General features: G+C 54.8%; 17 protein-coding genes. 7 read left to right on the top strand and 10 right to left on the bottom strand.

Annotation, left to right across the window (positions count from 1 at the left end; all coding sequences use genetic code 11):
- The first annotated feature begins 111 nt into the window (after positions 1–111).
- From ycaO to pflA, 4 genes are all read left to right on the top strand, one after another.
- Positions 112–1,872: a 30S ribosomal protein S12 methylthiotransferase accessory factor YcaO gene (gene ycaO / locus L379_RS14885; RefSeq protein ID WP_032655568.1), complete on the top strand. Its 1,761-nt coding sequence runs from the start codon at positions 112–114 to the stop codon at positions 1,870–1,872.
- 405 nt (positions 1,873–2,277) lie between these two features.
- Positions 2,278–3,135, top strand: a complete 858-nt coding sequence (gene focA, locus L379_RS25820) for a formate transporter FocA (protein WP_017384832.1) — start codon at positions 2,278–2,280, stop codon at positions 3,133–3,135.
- A gap of 51 nt (positions 3,136–3,186) precedes the next feature.
- Positions 3,187–5,469 (top strand): formate C-acetyltransferase, encoded by a 2,283-nt coding sequence (gene pflB / locus L379_RS14895; RefSeq protein ID WP_003858247.1) that lies wholly within the window; start codon positions 3,187–3,189, stop codon positions 5,467–5,469.
- Positions 5,470–5,672: 203 nt separating this feature from the next.
- The gene (pflA, locus tag L379_RS14900; protein ID WP_003858250.1) at positions 5,673–6,413 is read left to right on the top strand and encodes a pyruvate formate lyase 1-activating protein; all 741 of its coding nucleotides are present in this window, start codon (positions 5,673–5,675) and stop codon (positions 6,411–6,413) included.
- A gap of 36 nt (positions 6,414–6,449) precedes the next feature.
- Here the strand turns inward: pflA and L379_RS14905 are convergent, their stop codons facing one another.
- From L379_RS14905 to lrp, 10 genes are all read right to left on the bottom strand, one after another.
- Complete coding sequence (locus L379_RS14905) at positions 6,450–6,971, bottom strand: anti-virulence regulator CigR family protein (protein WP_017384833.1); 522 nt, start codon at positions 6,969–6,971, stop codon at positions 6,450–6,452.
- A gap of 122 nt (positions 6,972–7,093) precedes the next feature.
- Positions 7,094–8,242, bottom strand: coding sequence for an MFS transporter (locus L379_RS14910; RefSeq protein WP_003858254.1), 1,149 nt, complete (start codon positions 8,240–8,242; stop codon positions 7,094–7,096).
- Positions 8,243–8,517: 275 nt separating this feature from the next.
- On the bottom strand, positions 8,518–9,381 hold the full coding sequence (locus L379_RS14915; protein ID WP_017693703.1) for a dimethyl sulfoxide reductase anchor subunit family protein: 864 nt from the start codon (positions 9,379–9,381) through the stop codon (positions 8,518–8,520).
- A 1-nt stretch (position 9,382) separates the two neighbouring features.
- The gene (locus L379_RS14920) at positions 9,383–10,000 is read right to left on the bottom strand and encodes a DMSO/selenate family reductase complex B subunit (protein WP_017384835.1); all 618 of its coding nucleotides are present in this window, start codon (positions 9,998–10,000) and stop codon (positions 9,383–9,385) included.
- A 10-nt stretch (positions 10,001–10,010) separates the two neighbouring features.
- Entirely contained in the window at positions 10,011–12,455 is a 2,445-nt protein-coding gene (gene dmsA / locus L379_RS14925; RefSeq protein WP_032653137.1) for a dimethylsulfoxide reductase subunit A, read from the bottom strand.
- A 211-nt stretch (positions 12,456–12,666) separates the two neighbouring features.
- Entirely contained in the window at positions 12,667–13,959 is a 1,293-nt protein-coding gene (gene serS, locus L379_RS14930; protein WP_003858266.1) for a serine--tRNA ligase, read from the bottom strand.
- A 92-nt stretch (positions 13,960–14,051) separates the two neighbouring features.
- Positions 14,052–15,395 (bottom strand): replication-associated recombination protein RarA, encoded by a 1,344-nt coding sequence (gene rarA, locus L379_RS14935; RefSeq protein WP_032653135.1) that lies wholly within the window; start codon positions 15,393–15,395, stop codon positions 14,052–14,054.
- 9 nt (positions 15,396–15,404) lie between these two features.
- Positions 15,405–16,019: an outer membrane lipoprotein periplasmic chaperone LolA gene (gene lolA, locus L379_RS14940; RefSeq protein ID WP_003858270.1), complete on the bottom strand. Its 615-nt coding sequence runs from the start codon at positions 16,017–16,019 to the stop codon at positions 15,405–15,407.
- A gap of 127 nt (positions 16,020–16,146) precedes the next feature.
- Positions 16,147–19,815, bottom strand: coding sequence for a DNA translocase FtsK 4TM domain-containing protein (locus tag L379_RS14945; protein WP_032653133.1), 3,669 nt, complete (start codon positions 19,813–19,815; stop codon positions 16,147–16,149).
- 135 nt (positions 19,816–19,950) lie between these two features.
- On the bottom strand, positions 19,951–20,445 hold the full coding sequence (gene lrp, locus L379_RS14950) for a leucine-responsive transcriptional regulator Lrp (protein WP_000228469.1): 495 nt from the start codon (positions 20,443–20,445) through the stop codon (positions 19,951–19,953).
- A gap of 543 nt (positions 20,446–20,988) precedes the next feature.
- On the opposite strand from lrp, the gene trxB reads away from it, so the two are divergent.
- The 3 genes from trxB to cydC all read left to right on the top strand — a co-directional run bounded on the left by trxB (position 20,989) and on the right by cydC (position 25,559).
- Positions 20,989–21,957 carry a thioredoxin-disulfide reductase gene (gene trxB / locus L379_RS14955; protein ID WP_003858303.1) on the top strand — a complete coding sequence of 323 codons (969 nt, stop codon included), beginning with the start codon at positions 20,989–20,991 and terminating at the stop codon, positions 21,955–21,957.
- A gap of 114 nt (positions 21,958–22,071) precedes the next feature.
- Entirely contained in the window at positions 22,072–23,838 is a 1,767-nt protein-coding gene (cydD, locus tag L379_RS14960; protein WP_032653131.1) for a heme ABC transporter permease/ATP-binding protein CydD, read from the top strand.
- Positions 23,838–25,559: a heme ABC transporter ATP-binding protein/permease CydC gene (gene cydC / locus L379_RS14965; RefSeq protein WP_003858307.1), complete on the top strand. Its 1,722-nt coding sequence runs from the start codon at positions 23,838–23,840 to the stop codon at positions 25,557–25,559. Before cydD ends, cydC begins: the two co-directional genes overlap by 1 nt.
- Positions 25,560–25,596 lie beyond the last annotated feature (37 nt).

Raw genomic sequence — 25,596 nt, 5'->3', positions numbered from 1 at the left:
AGTAGGTTACTGCTTATAAGCATAGTCCAGCCATTTATTTTCGCCGGAGATAGCACCCGTCACGCAAAACCCGTATCATTGCGCGCTTTACGTACGATAAAAGTGAACGCCATGACTCAAACGTTTATCCCCGGCAAAGACGCCGCTCTGGAAGATTCCATCGCTCGCTTCCAGCAGAAACTGACCGACCTGGGCTTTAATATCGAAGAAGCCTCCTGGCTGAATCCGGTGCCTCACGTCTGGTCCGTGCATATTCGCGACAAAGACTGTGCGCTGTGCTTTACCAACGGTAAAGGCGCGACCAAAAAAGCGGCGCTGGCCTCTGCACTGGGTGAGTATTTTGAGCGTCTGTCCACCAACTACTTCTTCGCCGACTTCTGGCTGGGCGAAACTATTGCCAACGGTCCGTTCGTTCACTATCCGAACGAAAAATGGTTCCCGCTGACCGAAAACGATGAACTGCCGGAAGGCATTCTCGATGCCCGCCTGCGCGCGTTCTACGATCCGGAAAACGAACTGACCGGCAGCATGTTGATCGACCTGCAATCCGGCAATGAGGATCGTGGGATCTGCGCCCTGCCGTTCACCCGTCAGTCTGACGAGCAGACCGTTTATATCCCGATGAACATCGTCGGCAACCTGTATGTGTCTAACGGCATGTCTGCCGGTAATACCCGCAACGAAGCGCGCGTGCAGGGATTGTCTGAAGTTTTCGAGCGTCATATCAAAAACCGCATTATTGCTGAATCCATCAGCCTGCCGGAGATCCCGGCTGACGTGCTGGCGCGCTACCCGGGCGTGGTGGAATCCATCGCCAAACTGGAAGCAGAAGGTTTCCCAATCTTTGCTTATGACGGCTCTCTGGGCGGCAAATATCCGGTTATCTGCGTGGTACTGTTCAACCCGGCAAATGGCACCTGCTTCGCCTCCTTCGGCGCGCACCCGGACTTCGGCGTGGCGCTGGAGCGTACCGTAACCGAACTGCTGCAAGGTCGTAGCCTGAAAGATCTCGATGTCTTTACTCCGCCAACCTTTGATGACGAAGAAGTCGCCGAGCACACCAACCTCGAAACACACTTCATCGACTCCAGCGGTTTGATCTCCTGGGATATGTTCAAACAGGACGCGGACTATCCGTTCGTGGACTGGAGCTTTGCCGGTACGACGGAAGAAGAATTCGCCACCCTGATGGCGATCTTCAACGCGGAAGATCAGGAAGTTTACATTGCCGACTATGAACACCTCGGTGTTTACGCGTGCCGTATTATTGTGCCAGGTATGTCGGACATTTATCCGGCAGAAGATCTGTGGCTGGCGAACAACAGCATGGGCGCGCATCTGCGTGAAACCCTGCTGGCCCTGCCAGGCAGCGAGTGGGATAAAGAAGATTATCTGAACCTGATCGCCCAGCTGGACGAAGAAGGACACGATGATTTCACCCGCGTGCGCGAACTGCTGGGTCTGGCGGCCGGAAAAGATAACGGCTGGTACACCCTGCGCATCGGCGAGCTGAAAGCGATGCTGGCGCTGGCGGGCGGCGATCTGGATCAGGCTTTGGCCTGGACCGAGTGGACGATGGAGTTTAACCAGTCCGTCTTCTCCGCCGAGCGCACAAACTATTACCGTTGCCTGCAAACGCTGCTCCTGCTTTCTCAGGAAGACGACCGCGAGCCATTGCAGTATCTGAACGCATTTGTACGTATGTACGGTGCGGATGCCGTTGAAGCTGCCAGCGCGGCGCTGAGCGGTGAAGAACCATTCTACGGCCTGCAAGCGGTTGACAGCGATCTGAAAGCCTTCCCGGCGCATCAGTCACTGCTGAATGCGTATGAAAAATTGCAGAAGGCAAAAGCCGCTTACTGGTCAAAATAAGCGCATATAACATTAATGGCTGTAGGCGTATTCAATCGCCTGAGCTATATTACGGGGCAATTTCATTGCCCCTTTTTTTTATTTTTCCGCAATGACGTTTAATTGTAATAATTAAGTTAACCACGGGTAAATATAAAAACGCTTACCTGAGCTTTACTGTTACTAATTATAATAAATACTCCATTTTAATTAACTGTTCCACGGGAGGCTGAAGGAAAAAATTCAACTCTTTTCATAACTTTTAAAATTTATTTTTACACGGATAATCAAATACTTACTCCGCTTTTGCTGTAAAACCATACACACTGCGGGCCTATAAGCCAGGCGAGATATGATCTATATCAATTTCTCTTCTATAATGCTTTGTTAGTATCTCGTCGCCGACTTAATAAAGAGAGAGTTAGTGTGAAAGCTGACAACCCTTTTGATCTATTACTCCCCGCTGCGATGGCGAAAGTTGCCGAAGAAGCGGGTGTCTACAAAGCCACGAAACATCCGATGACGACGTTCTTTCTGGCCATTACGGCTGGGGTGTTCATCTCCATCGCTTTCGTCTTCTATATCACAGCCACCACCGGCACTGCCGGGATGCCTTTCGGCATAGCGAAACTGATTGGTGGTATTTGCTTCTCACTGGGCCTGATTCTCTGCGTCATCTGCGGCGCCGACCTCTTCACCTCAACGGTGCTGATTGTGGTGGCAAAAGCCAGCGGAAGAATTACCTGGGGTCAACTGGGGCGCAACTGGCTCAACGTTTACGTTGGCAACCTGATTGGCTGTCTGCTCTTTGTTCTGTTGATGTGGCTCTCTGGCGAGTATATGACCGCCAACGGCGGCTGGGGGCTTAACGTCCTGCAAACCGCCGACCACAAAATGCACCATACATTTATCGAAGCTGTTGCTCTCGGCATCCTCGCAAACCTGATGGTCTGCCTGGCGGTCTGGATGAGCTACTCTGGTCGTAGCCTGATGGATAAAGCCATGATTATGGTTCTGCCGGTTGCGATGTTTGTTGCCAGCGGCTTTGAGCACAGTATTGCGAATATGTTCATGATCCCGATGGGTATTGTTATCCGCAACTTTGCAAGCCCGGAGTTCTGGACTGCTGTAGGTTCAACCCCGGAAAGTTTTTCACACCTGACTATTATGAACTTCATTACTGATAACCTGATCCCCGTCACTATCGGGAACATTATCGGTGGGGGTCTGTTAGTTGGGTTGACATACTGGGTCATTTACCTGCGTGGCGGCGATCATCATTAATGGTTGTCTCAGGCAGTAAATAAAAAATCCACTTAAGAAGGTAGGTGTTACATGTCCGAGCTTAATGAAAAGTTAGCCACAGCCTGGGAAGGTTTTACGAAAGGTGACTGGCAGAATGAAGTCAACGTCCGTGACTTCATTCAGAAAAACTATACCCCGTATGAAGGTGACGAATCCTTCCTGGCTGGTGCGACTGACGCAACCACCAAGCTGTGGGACAGCGTGATGGAAGGCGTTAAACTGGAAAACCGCACTCACGCGCCAGTTGATTTTGACACCTCCGTTGCTTCTACCATCACTTCTCACGATGCTGGCTACATCAACAAAGCCCTTGAGAAAATCGTCGGTCTGCAAACTGAAGCACCACTGAAACGCGCAATCATCCCGTTCGGTGGTATCAAAATGGTTGAAGGTTCCTGCAAAGCGTATAACCGCGAGCTGGACCCAATGCTGAAAAAAATCTTCACCGAATACCGCAAAACCCATAACCAGGGCGTATTCGATGTTTACACCAAAGACATTCTGAACTGCCGTAAATCTGGCGTTCTGACCGGTCTGCCAGATGCCTATGGCCGTGGCCGTATCATCGGTGACTACCGTCGCGTTGCGCTGTACGGTATCGACTTCCTGATGAAAGACAAATACGCGCAGTTCGTCTCTCTCCAGTCTGACCTGGAAAACGGCGTAAACCTGGAAGCGACTATCCGTCTGCGTGAAGAGATCGCTGAACAGCACCGTGCGCTGGGTCAGATCAAAGAGATGGCGGCTAAATACGGCTGCGATATCTCTGGTCCTGCTACCAACGCTCAGGAAGCTATCCAGTGGACCTACTTCGGCTACCTGGCCGCTGTTAAGTCTCAGAACGGTGCAGCAATGTCCTTCGGCCGCGTATCCACCTTCCTGGATGCGTACATCGAACGTGACCTGAAAGCAGGCAAAATCACTGAACAAGACGCTCAGGAAATGATTGACCACCTGGTCATGAAACTGCGTATGGTTCGCTTCCTGCGTACCCCAGAATATGATGAGCTGTTCTCTGGTGACCCAATCTGGGCAACCGAATCTATCGGCGGTATGGGCGTAGATGGTCGTACTCTGGTAACCAAAAACAGCTTCCGCTTCCTGAACACCCTGTACACCATGGGTCCTTCTCCGGAGCCGAACATCACCGTTCTGTGGTCTGAAAAACTGCCTCTGAACTTCAAGAAATTCGCCGCTAAAGTGTCCATCGACACCTCTTCTCTGCAATATGAGAACGATGACCTGATGCGTCCTGACTTCAACAACGATGACTACGCTATCGCTTGCTGCGTAAGTCCAATGGTTGTTGGTAAGCAAATGCAGTTCTTCGGTGCGCGTGCAAACCTGGCGAAAACCATGCTGTACGCAATCAACGGCGGCGTTGATGAAAAACTGAAAATGCAGGTTGGTCCTAAGTCTGAACCGATCAAAGGCGACGTGCTGAACTATGACGAAGTCATGGACCGCATGGACCACTTCATGGACTGGCTGGCTAAACAGTACGTGACCGCGCTGAACGTTATCCACTACATGCACGACAAGTACAGCTACGAAGCCTCTCTGATGGCGCTGCACGACCGTGACGTCGTTCGCACCATGGCGTGTGGTATCGCAGGTCTGTCCGTTGCGGCTGACTCCCTGTCTGCAATCAAATATGCGAAAGTTAAACCAATTCGTGACGAAGATGGTCTGGCTATCGACTTCGAAATCGAAGGCGAATATCCGCAGTTTGGTAACAACGACGCTCGCGTTGATGACATGGCGGTTGACCTGGTAGAACGTTTCATGAAGAAAATTCAGAAACTCACTACCTATCGTAACGCTATCCCGACTCAGTCTGTTCTGACCATCACCTCTAACGTTGTGTATGGTAAGAAAACCGGTAACACCCCAGACGGTCGTCGTGCTGGCGCGCCATTCGGCCCAGGTGCTAACCCAATGCACGGTCGTGACCAGAAAGGTGCGGTTGCCTCTCTGACCTCCGTTGCTAAACTGCCGTTTGCTTACGCGAAAGATGGTATCTCTTACACCTTCTCTATCGTGCCAAACGCGCTGGGTAAAGACGACGAAGTGCGTAAAACTAACCTGGCGGGTCTGATGGATGGTTACTTCCACCACGAAGCGTCCATCGAAGGTGGTCAGCACCTGAACGTGAACGTGATGAACCGTGAAATGCTGCTCGACGCGATGGAACATCCTGAGAAATATCCTCAGCTGACCATCCGCGTATCTGGCTACGCAGTACGTTTTAACTCCCTGACGAAAGAACAGCAGCAGGACGTTATTACCCGTACTTTCACTCAGTCCATGTAAGTGGAATTGACTGAAATCACGCGTTAAAAAGCGTACAATAAAGGCTCCACGCAAGTGGGGCCTTTTTAACACCCTCGCTTCATCAGTCTCTTTTGTCCGCTATCTATACTTAATGGATAACAGCCAAAACAGACTCGACATAGCCTTTGAGCTGTGCATCTACATAGGCCCCCGGATGGGCCAAATTCGGAGATATCACCGCAATGTCAATTATTGGTCGCATTCACTCCTTTGAATCCTGTGGCACCGTCGATGGCCCGGGGATCCGCTTTATCACTTTCTTCCAGGGCTGCCTGATGCGCTGCCTGTACTGCCATAACCGTGACACCTGGGACACCCATGGCGGTAAAGAAGTCACCGTTGAAGATCTGATGAAAGAGGTGGTGACCTATCGCCACTTCATGAACGCGTCCGGCGGTGGCGTGACGGCATCCGGCGGTGAAGCCATTCTTCAGGCTGAGTTTGTGCGCGACTGGTTCCGCGCCTGCCACAAAGAAGGCATTCATACCTGCCTCGACACCAACGGCTTTGTGCGCCGTTACGATCCGGTTATTGATGAACTGCTTGAAGTGACCGATCTGGTCATGCTCGATCTCAAGCAGATGAACGATGAGATCCACCAGAATCTGGTTGGCGTTTCAAACCACCGTACCCTGGAATTTGCCAAATACATTGCCAACAAAGGCGTCAAGACCTGGATCCGCTACGTGGTGGTGCCGGGCTGGTCAGATGATGATGACTCTGCACATCGTCTGGGTGAATTTACCCGGGATATGGGTAACGTGGAGAAAATTGAACTCCTGCCCTATCACGAGCTGGGTAAACATAAATGGGTGGCGATGGGTGAAGAGTACAAACTCGATGGCGTGAAGCCGCCGAAAAAAGAGACGATGGAGCGCGTCAAAGGTATTCTTGAGCAGTATGGCCACAAGGTCATGTATTAACGAAAAGGCCCGGTGAAAACCGGGCCTTTTTATATTCTATTTAAAGACGCCATTAATAACGGAAGTCACAATCGCCGTACTCAGCGCAATTAAGACCAGGTCGTCACCTACTACGCGCCATTCATAGCCCGGATAGGAAGGAAGCTGACCCAGCATATCGGCTGGCACGGTTTTCTTCGCAATGCCCGGAGGCAGTGGCTTACCGCGCGCCAGGTTTTTCGCAATTCCCGGAGGCAGAGAGTCGTAGCCCGTTAAGCCGTAATTCAGTGCCAGATGGCGGGCATGATCGAAGCTCACGCGAGCATCCACATCATTACCGACATCTTTGCTGTTTTTAAAGCTCTTATCCGATTTCCCAGGGTTATCCTGACCGTTATTGTGTTTATTACCATGGTTACCAGCGTTCCCGTTACCATGATTGCCGCTATTACCTTGTCCGCCACCGTTTCCGTGACCACCACCATTCCCGTTTCCAGGATTAGCCATGGCCGGAGCCGTTGCAAACGTTAAAGCCAACACTACGGCAAGTGCGGTAGTGGAAAAACGACGAGTAGACATGATTGCTGCCTTTTAGTGGTAAACTCATTTGAATTATCGCCAGGCAGTAAAAACTCACAATAAGTAAAAGTCTTATATGTGACAGGGACAAAAAAGCCTGTCATCGACAGGCTTTTAATAAGTCATGCATGGGCCACTGGCGTTGGATGTTCGCCCACTTTGCGCAGCAGCATTAACAGATAAATAAACGACACGCTGGCGATCATAATAAACAGCAGATTGTCAGAATAATTTTGCATGAGCATAGCGGTAAACGTCGGACCCAGTAAACTGCCGATGGTGTAACTCAGCAACAAAGCCTGGTTCATTGCAACCAGCTGGTGATGCTCAACTTTCTCACAGGCCCAGGCCATCGCGACCGGATAGAGCGTAAAGCCCGCAGCTCCCAGAATGAACAGCGCAGGCGCCATTGCGGCGTTGCTGAGCATGGCGAGACAGCCCATGATGACCACGAAAACCTGGACGCGCAGCACCAGCAGACGACCAAAGCGGTCCGCCAGGCGGCCAATCGGCCACTGGCCGACAATCCCCGCGCTGACCATCACCGCCATCCAGAAACCGATCCCGGAATCACTGACGCCCTGATGGTTAAGATAGAGCGGCATCAGGCCATAGAGCGAGCCCAGCACAATCCCGGAAATAATGCAGCCGTTAACCCCCAGACGCGCCTGGCGCAGTCTCAGCATCGGCCAGACGTGGGTAGCTTCCTGATGCTCGCTGTTTTGATTCACAATGCGGGTAAAGAGCAGCGGCAGGATCGCCGCCAGAACCATGCCCGTCACCCACGGCAGCACGCTCATCAGGTCTGTTGGCAGTTTGCTGACCATCAGCTGTCCCAGAACGGTACCGACGTAGTAAACCATCATATAGGCCGCCAGAAGACGCCCGCGATTACGGGACGTTCCGCTGCACATTAGCGCACTTTCAACCACCACCCAGATCATGGCGCAGCCGACGCCCGCAATAAAGCGCCAGACCATCCAGCTCCAGAAGCCGACCATGAGGCCTAAACCGGCGCAGCCGACGGCAAAGATCAGCGACGCCAGATAATAACTGCGGTTAAAACCAAAGCGCTTAATAAGGCTGCCCGTTAATAAGGTGCCCAGCAGATTGCCCGTAAAAAAGGACGAGCTAACCATACCCACCTGCCAGGTCGGTAAGTTTTCATGGGCGAGCCATAGCGGGACGAGTGTGTTTAACACCGCGATCGCCAGGGTCAGCAAAAGCAGGCCACAGAGCAACAAAAGCACCGGGCGGGTATAGGTGGTCATGGATTAAAAACCGTGAGGAAGTTCAGATTTCGTGCGCATCATGCCACTGGCAAAAACAAAGTCAATCCACCGGTTCAGGCGTCACGCACGTTATGCGCCTTGTCGATTTAAAAAACTCATCCTGCTAATGCAAAGCCTGCTACTGATATTAATTATCTATTTGTTTTTATTTATTTCCGGGAATTTTTACAACGAAACATCAGTCGAAAAATTTCATGAATGAAAAAAGAAAAGCCGGGCGCTATGTCCCGGCTTTTTATAACAAAATCTAAAAATTAGCTGGCGATAGCCATACCGACCGTCATATGCAGACCGTAAAATACGCCGCGACCAATTAACTCCCCTGCCAGCACCAGCACAAAGGCCAGGGACAGTAACGGCAGCGCAGGCGAGTAACCTTTAAGCTGAGGGGCAATCCAGCACACCAGCGCCGCCGTCAGCAGCACCACACGCCAGGCCATCAGCGAACCGTAATCCGGCACCAACGCCGAAGCCTGCTGGATAGAGCTGTGAATGGTCGCCAGCTCCGCTCCCTGCATGAGCGCGACAACGGTACTGATTACCAGCGCCAGCAGCGAGACCGCGGGCAGCAGGCGCATCGCCCAACCATTAATGCCAGCCACACGCAGCAGCAGATAACCCAGCAGCGGCCCGCCAATAAACATGGTCAGGAAGAAGCTCATCGGCGTCCAGACGCTGTACCAGGTCGGAACGGTATCGATGGTGTTGTACACCCGGACCATCATCCAGACGAAGACAACGCCCAGTACCATGGTGACGATGAGCCACAACGCGCGTAACCCTGACGGCAGCTTTTTCACCGCTGCCAGTAACCACCCCAGCCCGCCAACGGCAAAGAAGATTGCCCCGCTGGCAATCTCGTTACTCAGCGAAGAGGCACCTACGCGGTTCAGGGAGTTGAACGCGCGCATCGGTGAGCCCAGGTGCAGCGTAGAGGCGATAAACCCAATGCCCATCAACACCCACAGGCCAAACATGCTTAACACCAAACGCTGCTGCTGTTCAGCATTGAGGTTCCCTTTTAACAGCGCCAGCGCAAGGACGATAAACCCGCCCGCCACGCACTGCCCAAAGACCGTGAAGATCATTAGCGGCCATTCATGCCATCCACTTCCCATCTCACACCTCCTTCGGGTTTGCCAGGTAGCCGGTGGTGTCACCCGTCGGACGGCTGTTGGCGTTAGGTTTAATCACAATACTCGGCTTCGTGAAGTGCGCAGACGGCAGCGGCGCGACGGCAGCAAGCTGACCGTGTTTTTTGCGCAGCTCTTCAATCGGGCCAAAGTCCAGCGCGCGCAGCGGGCAGGATTCGACGCAGATGGGCTTTTTGCCGTCCGCCACGCGGCTATGGCAGCCGTCGCACTTGGTCATGTGGCCTTTGGCGGCATTGTACTGCGGCGCGCCGTACGGGCAGGCCATGTGGCAGTAGCGACAGCCGATGCAGACATCCTCGTCCACCACCACAAAACCGTCGTCGCGCTTGTGCATTGCCCCGCTCGGGCAGACCTTGGTGCAGGCCGGATCTTCGCAGTGGTTGCAGGCAATCGACAGGTAATAGGCGAAGACATCCTGATGCCAGACGCCGTTGTCCTCCTGCCAGTCGCCGCCCGCGTATTCATAAATACGACGGAAGCTAACGTCCGGGGTCAGATCTTTGTAATCCTTGCAGGCCAGCTCGCAGGTTTTGCACCCGGTGCAGCGGCTGGAATCAATAAAAAATCCATACTGGGTTGTCATCGGTTACTCCTTACGCCTTTTCAACCTGAACGAGGTTTGTGTGGGATGGGTTGCCCTTCGCCAGCGGCGACGGACGCTGCGTAGTGAGAACGTTGATGCAGCCCGCCTGATCGATACGGTTCGCATCCGGGTTATACCAGGCCCCTTCCCCCAGCGCGACAACGCCAGGCATCATACGCGGAGTCACTTTAGCTTCGATATGCACTTCGCCACGTCCGTTGAAGATACGTACGCGATCGCCATTACTGATGCCGCGCGCTTTCGCATCCATCGGGTTGATCCACATCCCCTGTCGGCAGGCCGCTTTCAGTACGTCAACGTTGCCGTAGGTGGAGTGAACACGCGCTTTGTAGTGGAAACCGGTCAACTGAAGCGGGAATTTCGCCGTCAGCGGATCGTTGTAGTTTTCGAAGCCTGGCGTATAAATCGGCAGCGGATCGATAACATCCCCTTCCGGCAATTCCCACGTTGCAGCAATTTTTGCCAGCTCTTCGGAGTAGATCTCGATTTTGCCCGACGGCGTGGTCAGCGGATTGGCCTGCGGATCGTCGCGGAAGGCTTTATACGCCACGTGATGCCCTTCGGGATCGCGCTGCTTGTACATGCCCTGCTTGCGGAAGGTATCGAAGTCCGGCAGGTCAGGAATGGCTTTGCGTGAGAGCTCGTGCAGATGGCGCATCCACCCTTCCTGAGTACGTCCTTCAGTGAACTGCTGCTCAACGCCAAGACGTTTCGCCAGCTCGGAAGTCATCTCATAAATGGTTTTGCACTCGAAGCGCGGTTTGATGGCCTGGTCAGTGAAGATCACATAGGACATGTTGCCGCAGGAGGCGTCCAGCGCGAAATCCATCTGCTCAGACGCGGTGCAGTCTGGAAGCAGAATATCGGCATACTTCGCCGATGAGGTCATGTGGCAGTCGATCACCACAATCATTTCGCACTTCTTGTCGTCCTGCAAAATTTCATGGGTGCGGTTGATTTCAGAGTGCTGGTTGATCAGGCAGTTACCGGCGTAGTTCCAGATCATTTTGATTGGCACGTCCAGCTTATCTTTGCCCCGAACACCGTCACGCAGCGCGGTCATTTCCGGGCCGCGCTCGATCGCGTCCGTCCACATAAACATGGAGATGCTGGTCTGAACCGGGTTATCCAGCGTTGGCATACGTTCAAACGGGACTTCATACGAGCCTTCACGCGCCCCGCTATTACCGCCGTGAATACCAACGTTGCCAGTCAGAATCGAGAGCATAGAAATAGCGCGGGTGGCAATTTCGCCGTTCGCGTGACGCTGTGGTCCCCATCCCTGGCTGATATAAGCCGGTTTTGCTGAACCAATTTCACGGGCCAGCTGAACAATACGCTCGACTGGAATGCCGGTAATGGTGGATGCCCACTCAGGGGTTTTCGCTACCCCGTCGCTGCCCTGACCAAGAATGTACGCTTTGTAATGCCCGTTAGCCGGTGCGCTGGCTGGCAGGGTCTTCTCGTCATAACCAACGCAGTATTTATCAAGGAACGGCTGATCGACGAGGTTTTCAGTGATCATCACATACGCCAGCGCATTGACCAGCGCCGCATCGGTACCAGGGCGAATAGGGATCCACTCGTCTTCACGTCCCGCGCCGGTATCGGTATAGCGCGGATCGACGATGATCATACGTGCGTTGGATTTGGCGCGCGCCTGCTCAAGATAATAGGTTACCCCACCGCCGCTCATCCGGGTTTCGCCTGGGTTGTTACCGAACAACACCACCAGTTTACTGTTTTCGATATCCGACGGGCTGTTACCGTCTGCCCAGCCGCCGTAGGTGTAGTTCAGACCCGCAGCAATCTGTGCGGAAGAGTAGTCGCCGTAATGATTGAGATAGCCGCCGCAGCAGTTCATCAGGCGCGCCACCAGCGTTTTACCCGGCGGCCAGGAGCGGGTCATGGTACCGCCCAGCGTCCCGGTGCCGTAGTTGAGGTAGATGGATTCGTTGCCATACTCTTTGATCAGGCGCTGCATGTTAGTCGCGATAATATCGTAGGCTTCGTCCCAGCTAATACGCTCGAACTTCCCTTCCCCACGCTTACCGACGCGCTTCATTGGGTATTTCAGACGATCCGGGTTATAAACGCGACGGCGCATTGAACGGCCACGCAGACAGGCACGAACCTGATGTAACCCTTCGTAGTTATCATCTCCGGTATTGTCTGTTTCGACATATTTGATTTCACCGTCCACAACATGCATACGCAGAGGACAACGGCTACCACAGTTAACGGTACAGGCACTCCACACCACTTTTTCCGGGGCTGAAGCGGGAGACAGAGCCTCCGCCGCCGACGCCAGACGGGTAAAAGGGAGCGTAAAGGCGCTGCTGGCAACCGCCAGACCGCCTATTGCCGTGGTTTTCATCAACCCACGGCGAGTGACCTCGGCAGCCATTAACGCTTCAGGCGCTTTGATTTTCATAAAGACTCACTTTGGTTGCTCACAAAGAAATAAAGGGCGGCATACACCGCTATATAGTTTTATGTATAACGATATTTTTGGTTATCAGTGTTTTATGCTGACTTTCGTTCGGAGGAGTATTACTACTTTAGAGGGAGGGGTTATTGCTTCGTATCAAATCAGAGGCATAAAAAAAGCGCCCTGAGGCGCTTTTTTGTCTTAGAGCAAATAATTAGCCGATGAACTGCTGGCCTTTCATGTAAGGGCGCAGCACTTCAGGGATCTCAATGCGTCCGTCAGCCTGCTGGTAGTTTTCCAGCACAGCAACCAGCGTACGGCCTACTGCCAGACCAGAACCGTTCAGGGTATGAACCAGACGGGTTTTCTTGTCAGATTTGCTGCGGCAACGCGCCTGCATACGACGCGCCTGGAAATCCCAGACGTTGGAGCAGGAGGAGATTTCACGGTAGGTGTTCTGCGCAGGCACCCAGACTTCAAGGTCGAAGGTTTTGCAGGCACCGAAGCCCATGTCGCCGGTGCACAGCGCCATACGGCGGTACGGCAGGCCCAGCAGTTCCAGCACTTTCTCAGCATGACCGGTCATCTCTTCCAGCGCGTCCATAGACTCTTCCGGACGAACGATCTGCACCATCTCAACTTTATCGAACTGGTGCATACGGATCAGACCGCGCGTATCGCGACCGTAAGAACCGGCTTCAGAACGGAAACATGGAGAGTGCGCGGTCAGTTTGATTGGCAGATCGTCTTCGTCGATGATCTCATCACGCACGAGGTTGGTCAGCGGCACTTCCGCGGTTGGGATCAGCGCGTAGTTGCTGCTGTCTGCTTCCTCGTCCAGCGGACGGGTGTGGAACAGATCGCCGGCAAATTTCGGCAACTGGCCGGTACCGTACAGCGTATCGTGGTTAACCAGATACGGAACGTAGGTTTCGCTGTAGCCGTGCTGCTCGGTGTGCAGATCCAGCATGAACTGCGCCAGAGCGCGGTGCAGATGGGCAATTTGACCTTTCATGACCACAAAGCGAGAACCCGTCAGCTTAACCGCAGCCGCAAAGTCCAGGCCCGCGTGCATTTCGCCCAGCGTGACGTGATCGCGCACCTCAAAGTCAAACTCGCGAGGCGTGCCCCAGCGTTTCACTTCAACGTTGTCGTTTTCGTCTTTGCCGACAGGCACGCTGTCGTCAGGAATGTTCGGGATCGCCAGAGCGATATCACGAATTTCAGCCTGAAGAACGTCAAGTTCAGCTTTCGCCTGATCCAGCTCTTCACCCAGTTTATTCACTTCCAGGCGTAATGGCTCAATATCTTCCCCGCGCGCTTTCGCCTGGCCAATGGATTTCGATCGAGAATTACGCTCTGCTTGCAGATTTTCAGTTTGTACCTGCAAAACTTTACGACGCTCTTCAAGAGCGCGCAGCTTATCTACATCCAGCTTAAAGCCCCGGCGTGCCAGTTTTTCAGCGACTGCGTCTGGCTCATTACGCAGCAGATTGGGATCGAGCATGCTTATCCTGTGCTTATCGAATTAAAAAAGGAAAAAGTGACCACAGCCTGCGGCCACAGAGATATATTGCCAACATTACCGCAACGATTGAACTAACGGTAGCGTTTTATAGGGCTATTTTGATCCTGTCCGGCAAGCCAGGCGAGCTTTTCGCCAATCTTACCCTCAAGACCTCTGTTTGTGGGGTGATAATAGCGGGTTTGTGCCATCTCCTGCGGGAAATACTCCTCGCCGGCGGCGTAGGCATTGGGTTCATCATGGGCGTAGCGATACTCCTGCCCGTAACCCACCTCTTTCATCAATTTGGTTGGCGCATTGCGCAGATGAACCGGCACATCGTAGTCCGGACGTTCACGTGCATCTGACATCGCCGCTTTGAAGGCGGTATACACCGCGTTACTTTTCGGCGCGCAGGCCAGATAGACAATTGCCTGCGCAATGGCACGCTCACCTTCCGCGGGTCCGACGCGGGTAAAGCAGTCCCAGGCGGAAATAGCAACCTGCATGGCGCGTGGATCGGCATTACCGACATCTTCTGACGCGATGGCCAGGCAGCGACGCGCGACATATAACGGATCGCCACCGGCGGTAATTATACGCGCGTACCAGTAGAGCGCCGCATCCGGGGCGCTGCCGCGCACGGACTTATGTAATGCAGAGATCAGGTCGTAAAAACGATCGCCTTTATTATCGAAGCGTGCGCTGCGCTCACCGGCTATTTCGGTCAGCAGCTCCTGCTTTAGCACCCGCTTTCCGGCATCATCCACTTCGGCCATATCGGCCATCATTTCCAACGTATTCAGCGCCCGACGCGCATCGCCGTTGACCAGTTCAGCGATCGCACGACGCGTGTCGTCCGGCAGAACGATATCCTGTCCGCCGTAACCCCGCGCTTTGTCCTCCATCGCCTGGGTCAGAACCTTTTCGATATCCTCTGTGGTCAGGGATTTAAGCAGGTAAACGCGGGCGCGGGAAAGGAGCGCAGAGTTCAGCTCAAACGACGGGTTTTCCGTGGTTGCGCCGATGAAGAAAATCGTGCCGTCTTCAATGTGCGGCAGAAACGCATCCTGTTGGCTCTTGTTGAAGCGGTGGACTTCATCGACAAACAGAATGGTGCGGCGCCCGGCATTACGGTTTTGCCGCGCGCGCTCGATCGCCTCACGAATCTCCTTTACGCCGGAGGTAACCGCCGAGATGCGCTCAACGTCCGCGTTAGCATAGCGGGCGATCACTTCAGCGAGGGTAGTTTTACCGGTTCCAGGTGGGCCCCAGAGGATCATGGAGTGCAGATGCCCCGCCTCAATAGCGCGCGGCAAGGGTTTCCCCGCAGCAAGCAGGTGTTGCTGGCCGATGTACTGCGCTAAATTTTCTGGCCGCATACGGGCGGCCAGAGGTTGAAACGCATTATCTGAAAAATCGAGCGACAGGTTGCTCACTCATGCCTCTTACTTATTACGTTGGTCGTCCACCGTTACGCCCTGCGGCGGGGTAAAGGTGAATTTCGAAGCATCTACAGCGCCGTTTTGCTGAGACTTAAGCTGATAGCTACTGCGCTGATCGTCCTGCTCAACCGCACCGAACTGATTAATGGTACCGTTGCTGCTCACGTTAATGGTGAACTGCTTCAGGTTACCGTTGCTGCCTTTTGGCGTCAGGACGAACTCATCTCCGTTTTGTTTAATGTTGTACTGCTGCCAGTCGCTGGACTGGTTACGGGCAATGAGCATAAACGGCGTATTACTGGTCGCATCTTTCAGCCAGGTGGCGGTCGCCTGCTCAACAAACGGGTTGTAGAACCATAAGGTTTTCCCGTCGGACACCAGCACGCTTTCATCCGGCTGGGTCATGTGCCAGTTGAAGAGATTCGGGCGTTTCACCCACAAATCCCCCTGACCTTCCTGCACCGCGTTGCCACTGCCGTCAGTCACTTTTTGCGTGAAGCTGGCGTGGAAGCTGCTCACTTTATCCAGTCGGCTTTTAAGGTCGCTGGCTGCATCAGCCCAGACGCTGCTGGCAACAAAACTGGAGAGTAATGCACAGGCGATGGCGATTTTTTTCATTGTTATTCCTTAAAATACGTCTTCCCGATATGGGGGTTCCGTTTCTATTCTGGACCTGCCCGAAGGCAGGCGACAGAAGAATATGCTTAATTTTTGCTGATTTACCCTTCTTTGCAATCGCTGAAGGTTAATCAAACGGCGGTGGCGCCAGCACCTCACGGTTACCGTTATGCCCCTGTTCGCTCACAATACCCTGGGCTTCCATCTGCTCGATAATACGCGCCGCGCGGTTGTAGCCAATACGGAACTGGCGCTGGACGCCGGAGATGGACGCCTTACGTTTTTCGGTAACGAAATTAACCGCCTGGTCAAATAACGGATCCAGCTCTTCGCCGCCGTCAAAACCACCGCCGCCACCTTCGCTTTCACTGTCGGAGGTGATGCCGTCAACGTATTGCGGCCGACCGCGCGCTTTCCAGTCCTGCACCACCGCATGCACTTCCTGGTCGCGAACAAACGCACCGTGTACGCGCACCGGCGAGGTGGAGTTCGGGCCGGAATAGAGCATATCACCCATACCCAGCAGCGACTCTGCACCGCCCTGGTCAAGGATAGTACGCGAGTCAATTTTACTCGACACGGTAAACGCGATACGGGTCGGGATGTTTGCCTTAATAAGACCGGTGATAACGTCTACGGACGGACGCTGCGTTGCCAGCACCAGGTGGATCCCCGCCGCACGCGCTTTCTGTGCCAGACGCGCAATCAGCTCTTCCACTTTCTTGCCAACGGTCATCATCAGGTCGGCGAACTCATCCACCAGCACCACGATGTAAGGCAGTTTTTCCAGCACCGGATGCTGGGTATCCATGCTGTCCCCCGGCTTCCAGTATGGGTCCGGAATCGGACGGCCCATACGTGCCGCCTCAGCGATTTTCTCGTTATAACCGGCCAGGTTACGCACGCCCAGCGCAGACATCAGCTTGTAGCGACGCTCCATTTCATTGACGCTCCAGCGCAATGCGTTGGCGGCGTCCTTCATGTCGGTCACTACTTCCGTTAACAGGTGCGGAATGCCTTCGTAGACGGACAGTTCAAGCATTTTCGGGTCGATCATGATGAAACGCACATCTTCAGGCTGCGCTTTGTAGAGCATACTGAGGATCATGGCGTTCACCCCGACCGATTTACCGGAGCCGGTGGTACCCGCAACCAGCAGGTGCGGCATCTTCGCGAGATCGGCAACCACCGGATCGCCAGCGATATCTTTACCCAACACCACGGTCAGAGGGGACGGGTTGTCGCGGAATTTGGTGTTATCCAGAACTTCACGCAGATAAACGGTCTGGCGTTTCTTGTTTGGCAGCTCAAGGCCAACGTAAGGCTTACCAGGGATCACTTCCACCACGCGTACCGCCACGGTCGACAGAGAACGCGCCAGGTCACGGGACAGGTTAGAAATACGCGCCGCTTTTACGCCTGGCGCCAGGTTCAGTTCGAAACGAGTGATCACCGGGCCAGGGGAGTAGTTCACCACGTCCGCTTTAATACGGAAGTCAGCCAGACGCGCTTCCACCAGACGGGCCATCTGCTCAAGAGCAAAAGTATCCACCGGTTCGACTTCCGCTGGCGGCGGCGTTAACAGATCCAGCGACGGCAACGGCGTACTTGGTCGTTGCAGCGGACGGCTGTCTCCGTTACGCATCAGCAGCGGGTGAATCAGGCTTTCCTGCGGCTGTGGTGCTGGCTGCTGGAACTGCGGCTGCGGCGGTTGGGCCGGCGGTGTATGCGGCTGCGCATAAGCCTGCGGCGCTGGCTGTTGTGGCTGCGCATTAACCTGCGGCGCTGGCGCCTGACGCACCGGTTCCGCTTCTGGCATCACGCTCGGCGTGAACAGCGGTTCGCTCGGACCGTCATCCACCAGATCTTTCATCGGTGAAAATTCAAAATCCGAGAGCGAGAACGGGTTTGCCCCCGAAGGCTGCTCACCGGAATAACGTTGCTGTTGCGTGGCCGCAAACTGACGCGCTAATTCCGCTTCGGCAGCATCATCTTCATCCTGCTGAGAATGAACATCGTGTTGGTACTCATTCCCGTAGCGTTGAGTCTGCTGGGCGGCAAACTGACGCGCCAGCTCATCCTGATGCAGTTCGTCGGCATCATCTTCGTAGTCGGACTCACGGGCTTTCTCTTCCGCCATACGCTGGGAAGGCAGTTTAATGCCATAAGAGGCCAGCTCCCGGCGCGTCGGTACGCGCACGCGATTAGGACGCGGCAATTGTGGACCAATGCCCTCTTTTACCTGAGGACGCGGCGCACCATCGGTTGCCGGGCTGAATAGCGGAGCGGACGCGGCAGCGGCTGCCGTTGCCTGCTTCACGGTTTCCGCTCTCGACGCAACGGCTGGCGCTGGGTCTACAGGTGCAACGCTCGCAGAAGGCGCTTTTACAACAGGCTCCTGCACCGGCTCAGGCACGGGCTGATACCAGGCGGCAAGCTGCTCGCGCTCTCGGGCACGGCGCTCTTCCACCTCTTCAAAATAGTACAATGGCGGACGGGATGGCTTCGCTTCCTCCACCATTTCGGGTTCAGACACCGGCGCAACGTATGGCTGTTCAGGCTCAGCAGGTTCGGGCGTATAGGCCTGATACGGCTGTTGCGGCTCGCTGGCAGGCTCAGGCGGCTGATACGGTTGCTGCCACTGTTCCTGCTGCACAGGAATATAGCTTTCAGGCTCCGGCGCAATGGTCGGTTCAGGCGTATGGACGCCTGGCGCAGTCTGCCAGTCCACCTGCGGTTGCTGGATCGCGGACTCCGGTGCCGGAACAGGCGAGGACGGCATCACGGCTTCAACAGGCGCAACATGGGCCTGCGCAGCCGTCGTTGCGGCAGCAGCAGCGGCTACCGGTTCAGTCACGGAATGACCATGCAACAGCGGATCGTATTCGTCATACTCACCCGGCGTAGCTCGATGACCAGAGAACAACACATCATCAGGATCGACGGCCGCGCCGCGATACTCAATCTGCTCCTCTTCATCCATACGTTTGCCGGAGAAAAGCGCGGCATCCGTTTTACGGCCTAACGGGTTAGCGAATTTTTCAGCAACGCGCTGGCGGCGCGCCAGAGCACCGCGCAGAATACGGGCACGGCGGGATTCACGACGCTGCACGGGTGCCTCGTCTTCCTCTTCGTACTCATCTTCATATTCATCTTCATCGACCCACGTATCGTCACGACGGGTGCGATTGCTGGCAAACGTCAGCAGAGTCAGAATAAAGCTGCCGATTTTTTCGGCAATGCTCACCCAGGACCAGCCGGTAAACAGCGTCAGGCCCGCTGCCCAGATACAAAGCAGCGCCAGCGTGCCGCCGCTGCTGTGAAGCATCGGTTGCAGCGCGGAGCTCAACAGGCTGCCAATCACCCCGCCGGAGGCGAAGTACCAGATGTCATCGGCGTTGATCGCCGCCAGTCCGCAGGAGGTGAGGATCAGCGCCAGGGCGCCAATCAGGCGCAGCGAAACGGCAAAATAATCGATGTAGTCGTCGTTCTGTCGATGACGCCAGGCAAACCAGCATCCGCCAATAATGATGACGGGAAGGGTATAGGCCATCACACCGAAAATGAAGAAGAGTGTGTCCGCAAGCCAGGCACCGGGAACGCCACCTAAATTATGGATAGGCTCATGCCATGCGGTTTGCGACCAGCTGGGGTCTGAGGGGTTGAAACTGAGTAAGGCAGCCATCAGCCAGACGGCAAAAAGGGCAATAACAATCAGTAACGCCTCAAGGAGACGACGTCCGCTGCTTAGCTTAGATAATGTGACTTCTTTGTCTTCAGTGTATTCCTGGCTCAAGAAAGGCTCTCCAGGTATCAGGCATGTCCTGCCTGTGTGCTAAAACGGACAACAGCGCCGGGACTCCCCGGCACTGTTGCTGTATGGATTAACAGGAGTGTAATCAAACTACACTGATTTTGCACCTGTTCCGTGTTAGCGCGTCTTAATAACCAGACGATTGCTCTGTTTGACCTCTTCCATCACCACATAAGTACGGGTGTCGTTCACGCCTGGCAGACGCAGCAGGGTTTCACCCAGCAGCTTACGGTAGGCGGACATATCAGGCACACGGGTTTTCAACAGGTAGTCAAAATCACCGGAAACCAGATGACACTCTTGAATTTCTTCAAGTTTTTGTACAGCGGCGTTAAATTGCTCAAACACATCTGGTGCACCACGATTCAGAGTAATCTCAACAAATACCAGAAGTGAGGCATCCAGATAATGCGGGTTCAGCAGAGCCGTATAGCCCTGAATAAAACCCTGTCTTTCCAGTCGACGCACACGCTCAAGGCACGGCGTCGGGGAAAGTCCCACACGTTTTGAAAGCTCGACGTTGGAAATACGCCCATCCTTTTGCAATTCATTAAGAATGTTACGATCGATACGGTCGAGATCTTTGCCAGGGCGCTTCTTGCTATCTACCATTATTATTGTCTCTCTGTATTCCTTCCCTACTCCTGCCTGGACCCTGTGCACATCACTGTTCAGAGCCTGGACCCGTTATTCATCACATCGCCTGGTTATGTATTAGACGCGATGTAGATTCGGGTTCTGCGGTAAGAAGACCGTTGCCCGAAAGCAGTCACAGACATCACGTATGGCGTCTGTCCACACCATGCGTAGATTTCACTGACCCGGTAAAAATGGCATTTCCGTGCATGTCTATGCGGCATGCAGTTCGTGCGTCTTTTTTTCTTCCTTGAATGTTTTCGCAAAAGCGCAGGGGATTGTCAAAGCAAAACATCGATTTTTAGTACAACATGCCGGATATTCATTACGGAGGGGTATTAATCCTCATTTTATTGCCTTATAAACGCGCGGTTTTCAGTAGCAGAAGTGATGTGACCGCCTCTGACCTATAGGGCGCGTCTATTGCATATATCGGAAGCAAAACTCTCCTGCTCTTTTTTTACGGCAACAAATTCCCTACAATCCAGCCCATTGCCTGCCAACAACAATGGGGATCTCATGGGCACGACCAAACACAGTAAGCTGCTAATCCTTGGTTCTGGACCTGCGGGATATACCGCAGCGGTCTATGCTGCACGCGCTAACCTGCAACCGGTACTGATCACCGGGATGGAAAAAGGCGGTCAGCTGACCACCACCACGGAAGTGGAAAACTGGCCTGGCGACCCGAACGACCTGACCGGGCCGCTGCTGATGGAGCGCATGCACGAGCATGCCGCCAAATTCGAAACCGAAATCCTGTTCGACCACATCAATAAAGTGGATTTGCAGAACCGTCCGTTCCGCCTGACGGGTGACAGCGGCGAATACACCTGCGATGCGCTGATCATCGCCACCGGCGCCTCTGCCCGTTACCTTGGTCTGCCATCTGAAGAAGCGTTCAAAGGCCGAGGCGTATCTGCCTGCGCTACCTGCGACGGTTTCTTCTATCGCAATCAGAAAGTCGCCGTGATCGGCGGCGGTAACACCGCAGTGGAAGAAGCGCTCTACCTGGCAAACATCGCCTCTGAAGTACACCTGATTCACCGTCGCGACACCTTCCGCGCGGAGAAGATCCTGATTAAACGCCTGATGGACAAAGTGGCGAGCGGCAACATTGTGCTGCATACCAACCGTACGCTGGAAGAAGTGACTGGCGATCAGATGGGCGTGGCGGGACTGCGTATCCGTGATACCCAGAACACCGATAACGTCGAAACGCTGGAAGTGGCAGGCCTGTTTGTGGCAATCGGTCACAGCCCGAACACGGCTATCTTTGAAGGCCAGCTGGAGCTGGAGAACGGCTACATCAAAGTGCAGTCTGGCATTCACGGCAACGCCACCCAGACCAGCGTTCCGGGTGTCTTCGCAGCTGGCGACGTGATGGACCATATTTATCGTCAGGCGATCACCTCTGCGGGCACCGGTTGTATGGCCGCGCTGGACGCAGAACGCTACCTGGACGGGCTGGCTGAACAAGGCAAATAATCTTTACAAGTCAGTAACAAACGTAAATAAAGGCGGCCACTGGTCGCCTTTATTTTTGCTCGCGTGTAACATGCAGAGGTCTAATTTCTTATAACGTCACCTGCAAAGTACGCAATGGAAAAAACCCGTCAACAAGAGTTAACCCGCTGGCTGAAACAGCAAAGCGTTCTGTCCCGCCGCTGGCTTATGATTTCCCGCGTTCTGGGATTCATCAGCGGTCTGTTGATTGTTGCCCAGGCATGGCTGCTGGCCCGCATTCTCAACCATATGATTATGGAGAACATCCCGCGCGAAGCGCTGCTGTTGCCGTTTATCGTTCTGGTGCTGGTTTTCGTTCTGCGTGCGTGGGTGGTCTGGCTGCGCGAGCGGGTTGGGTTCCACGCCGGGCAGCACATCCGCTATGAGATTCGCCGCAAGGTGCTCGATCGGCTTTCGGAAGCCGGGCCTGCGTGGATCCAGGGTAAGCCAGCCGGCAGCTGGGCGACGCTGATCCTTGAGCAAATCGACGATATGCACGATTACTACGCGCGTTATCTTCCCCAGATGGCGCTGGCGGTGTTTGTGCCCCTGATGATTGTTATCGCCATCTTCCCTGTTAACTGGGTGGCGGCGTTGATCCTGCTAGGCACCGCCCCGCTCATCCCGCTGTTTATGGCGATGGTCGGCATGGGTGCGGCAGATGCTAACCGTCGTAACTTCCTGGCGTTGGGTCGGTTGAGCGGTCATTTCCTGGACCGTCTGCGCGGAATGGAAACCCTGCGGATCTTCGGTCGTGGTGAAGCGGAAACCGAAAACATTCGCCTGGCGTCGCAGGATTTTCGTCAGCGCACCATGGAAGTGTTGCGCATGGCCTTTCTCTCATCTGGCGTGCTCGAATTTTTCACCTCCCTGTCGATTGCGCTGGTGGCGGTTTACTTTGGCTTCTCCTACCTCGGCGCGCTGGACTTTGGCCACTACGGTACGGCGGTCACGCTTTCCGCCGGGTTCCTGGCGCTGATCCTGGCCCCGGAATTTTTCCAGCCGCTTCGCGATCTCGGCACCTTTTACCATGCCAAAGCGCAGGCGGTGGGTGCTGCCGACAGCCTGAAAACCTTCATGGAAACGCCGCTGGCGAATCCGGAGCGTGGTGAGGTAACGCTGAATACGAACGATCCGGTGACCATTGAAGCACAGGATTTTTCTGTTCTGTCGCCTGAAGGCAAAGTGCTGGCCGGTCCGCTGAACTTTACCCTGCCTGCCGGGCAACGTGTGGTGCTGGTGGGTACCAGCGGCTCAGGTAAAAGCTCATTGTTGAATGCGCTGTCAGGTTTTATGGCGTACACCGGATCGCTGCGTATCAACAAAACGGAGCTGCGCGAGCTCGATCCTGATGCCTGGCGTAAACAGCTGAGTTGGGTGGGGCAAAACCCTCAGCTGCCAGCTCCGACGCTGCGCGAGAATGTGCTGCTGGCACGCCCGGATGCGCGTGAAGATGAGCTGCAATCGGTCCTCGACCGCGCCTGGGTCAGCGAGTTTCTGCCGCTGCTTGCGCAGGGTGTCGATACCGTCATTGGCGATCAGTCTGCCGGGCTGTCAGTTGGCCAGGCACAGCGCGTCGCGGTCGCCCGTGCGCTACTGAATCCCTCTTCGCTAATGCTGCTGGACGAACCTGCGGCCAGCCTGGACGCTCACAGCGAGCAGCGCGTGATGGATGCGCTTAACGCAGCCTCACGCCAGCAAACCACCCTGATGGTGACTCACCAGCTGGAAGGTATTGCCGACTGGGATCAGATCTGGGTGATGGAAAACGGACACATTGTTGAACAAGGCGATTACGCCTCGCTTGTTGCCGCGCAGGGGCCGTTTGCGACCCTGCTGGCGAACCGTCAGGAGGATATCTGATGCGCGCCCTGCTTCCGTATCTTGCACTGTATAAACGCCACAAATGGATGCTGACGCTCGGGATCGTGCTGGCGATCGTTACTCTGCTGGCCAGCATCGGTCTGCTTACGCTTTCCGGCTGGTTCCTCTCCGCGTCTGCGGCCGCAGGCTTTGCCGGGCTGTACAGCTTTAACTACATGCTGCCTGCCGCCGGGGTGCGCGGCACGGCCATTACGCGAACTGCCGGACGCTACTTCGAACGTCTGGTCAGCCACGACGCGACCTTCCGCGTGCTGCAACACCTGCGTATTTACACCTTCAGCAAACTGCTGCCCCTCTCCCCTGCCGGGCTGGCACGTTTTCGACAGGGCGAATTACTCAACCGCGTGGTCGCAGATGTGGATACGCTGGATCACCTCTATCTGCGCGTCATTTCACCTATGGTGGGCGCGTTTGTAGTGATTGTCGTGGTCACGCTGGGGTTGAGTTTCCTGGATGTTCCCATCGCACTGACGCTCGGCGGCATCATGCTGATGACGCTGATTATTCTGCCGCCCCTGTTTTATCGTGCAGGTAAAACCACCGGGGAAAACCTGACGCGCCTGCGAGGGGAATATCGCCAGCAGCTCACCGCCTGGTTGCAGGGACAGGCCGAGCTCACCCTTTTTGGTGCCAGCAAACGGTACCGCGCCCGCATGGAAAATACGGAGCTGAACTGGCATGAAGCCCAGCGGCGCCAGTCTGAACTGACCGCGTTCTCCCAGGCGCTGATGATGTTAATTGGTGGGATTGCCGTTATCGCCATGCTCTGGATGGCCTCCGGTGGCGTGGGCGGTAACGCGCAGCCTGGCCCGCTGATTGCGCTGTTTGTTTTCTGTGCCCTGGCAGCCTTTGAAGCCTTAGCCCCGGTCACGGGCGCCTTTCAGCATCTCGGCCAGGTGATTGCCTCTGCGCTGCGCATTACGGATATTGCCGAGCAGGAGCCGGAAGTGAAGTTCAGCGCGGGTCAAACCGCTGTGCCAGAGCAGGTCGCGCTGACGCTCAGCAATGTCACTTTCGCCTACGACAAGCAGGCGCAAAACGCGCTGGAAGACATCACCCTTTCTGTTGATGCCGGGCAGCGCATTGCGATCCTTGGCCGTACGGGATGTGGGAAATCGACACTTCTGCAACTTCTCACGCGCGCGTGGGATCCACAGCAGGGCGAGATTCGGTTTAACGACGTTCCGCTGTCTGGTTTTAGCGAAGCGGCCTTGCGTAAAACGGTCAGCGTCGTGCCCCAGCGGGTGCATCTGTTCAGCGCTACGCTGCGCGATAATCTTCTTCTGGCGGCACCAGACGCCTCCGACGATACGCTGCGGGCAATGCTGGAGCAGGTTGGGCTGCACAAGCTGCTTGAAGACGACGGGTTGAACAGCTGGCTGGGTGAAGGGGGTCGACAGCTTTCCGGCGGCGAACTGCGTCGTCTGGCCATTGCGCGTGCGCTGCTGCACGATGCGCCGCTGATGCTGCTGGATGAACCGACAGAAGGACTGGATGCCACGACAGAGAGCCAAATCCTTGATTTACTGGCGAATGTGATGAAAGGTAAAACCGTGCTGATGGTCACGCACCGTCTGCGCGGGCTGGTGAATTTCGATCAGATAATTGTGATGGACAACGGACACATAATTGAGCAAGGTAGTCACGCAGAGCTGCTGGCAAAACAAGGTCGCTACTACCAGTTTAAACAGCGCCTGTAGACTATATTTGTAGCGTCCTCTCTCGCGTACTGGAGTT

The organism is Enterobacter sp. MGH 33 (assembly GCF_000534535.1).
GTDB classification, from domain to species: domain Bacteria; phylum Pseudomonadota; class Gammaproteobacteria; order Enterobacterales; family Enterobacteriaceae; genus Enterobacter; species Enterobacter hormaechei_C.
The sequence above is the reverse complement of the archived record's forward strand: the minus strand, read 5'-3'. Positions and strand labels throughout refer to the sequence as shown.

Bases quoted from the DNA above. Each gene is read 5' to 3' on its own strand.
- ycaO (WP_032655568.1), top strand. From the start codon at position 112: ATGACTCAAACGTTTATCCCCGGCAAAGACGCCGCTCTGGAAGATTCC.
- pflB (WP_003858247.1), top strand. From the start codon at position 3,187: ATGTCCGAGCTTAATGAAAAGTTAGCCACAGCCTGGGAAGGTTTTACG.
- pflA (WP_003858250.1), top strand. From the start codon at position 5,673: ATGTCAATTATTGGTCGCATTCACTCCTTTGAATCCTGTGGCACCGTC.
- L379_RS14905 (WP_017384833.1), bottom strand. From the start codon at position 6,971: ATGTCTACTCGTCGTTTTTCCACTACCGCACTTGCCGTAGTGTTGGCT.
- L379_RS14910 (WP_003858254.1), bottom strand. From the start codon at position 8,242: ATGACCACCTATACCCGCCCGGTGCTTTTGTTGCTCTGTGGCCTGCTT.
- L379_RS14915 (WP_017693703.1), bottom strand. From the start codon at position 9,381: ATGGGAAGTGGATGGCATGAATGGCCGCTAATGATCTTCACGGTCTTT.
- L379_RS14920 (WP_017384835.1), bottom strand. From the start codon at position 10,000: ATGACAACCCAGTATGGATTTTTTATTGATTCCAGCCGCTGCACCGGG.
- dmsA (WP_032653137.1), bottom strand. From the start codon at position 12,455: ATGAAAATCAAAGCGCCTGAAGCGTTAATGGCTGCCGAGGTCACTCGC.
- serS (WP_003858266.1), bottom strand. From the start codon at position 13,959: ATGCTCGATCCCAATCTGCTGCGTAATGAGCCAGACGCAGTCGCTGAA.
- lolA (WP_003858270.1), bottom strand. From the start codon at position 16,019: ATGAAAAAAATCGCCATCGCCTGTGCATTACTCTCCAGTTTTGTTGCC.
- lrp (WP_000228469.1), bottom strand. From the start codon at position 20,445: ATGGTAGATAGCAAGAAGCGCCCTGGCAAAGATCTCGACCGTATCGAT.
- trxB (WP_003858303.1), top strand. From the start codon at position 20,989: ATGGGCACGACCAAACACAGTAAGCTGCTAATCCTTGGTTCTGGACCT.
- cydD (WP_032653131.1), top strand. From the start codon at position 22,072: ATGGAAAAAACCCGTCAACAAGAGTTAACCCGCTGGCTGAAACAGCAA.
- cydC (WP_003858307.1), top strand. From the start codon at position 23,838: ATGCGCGCCCTGCTTCCGTATCTTGCACTGTATAAACGCCACAAATGG.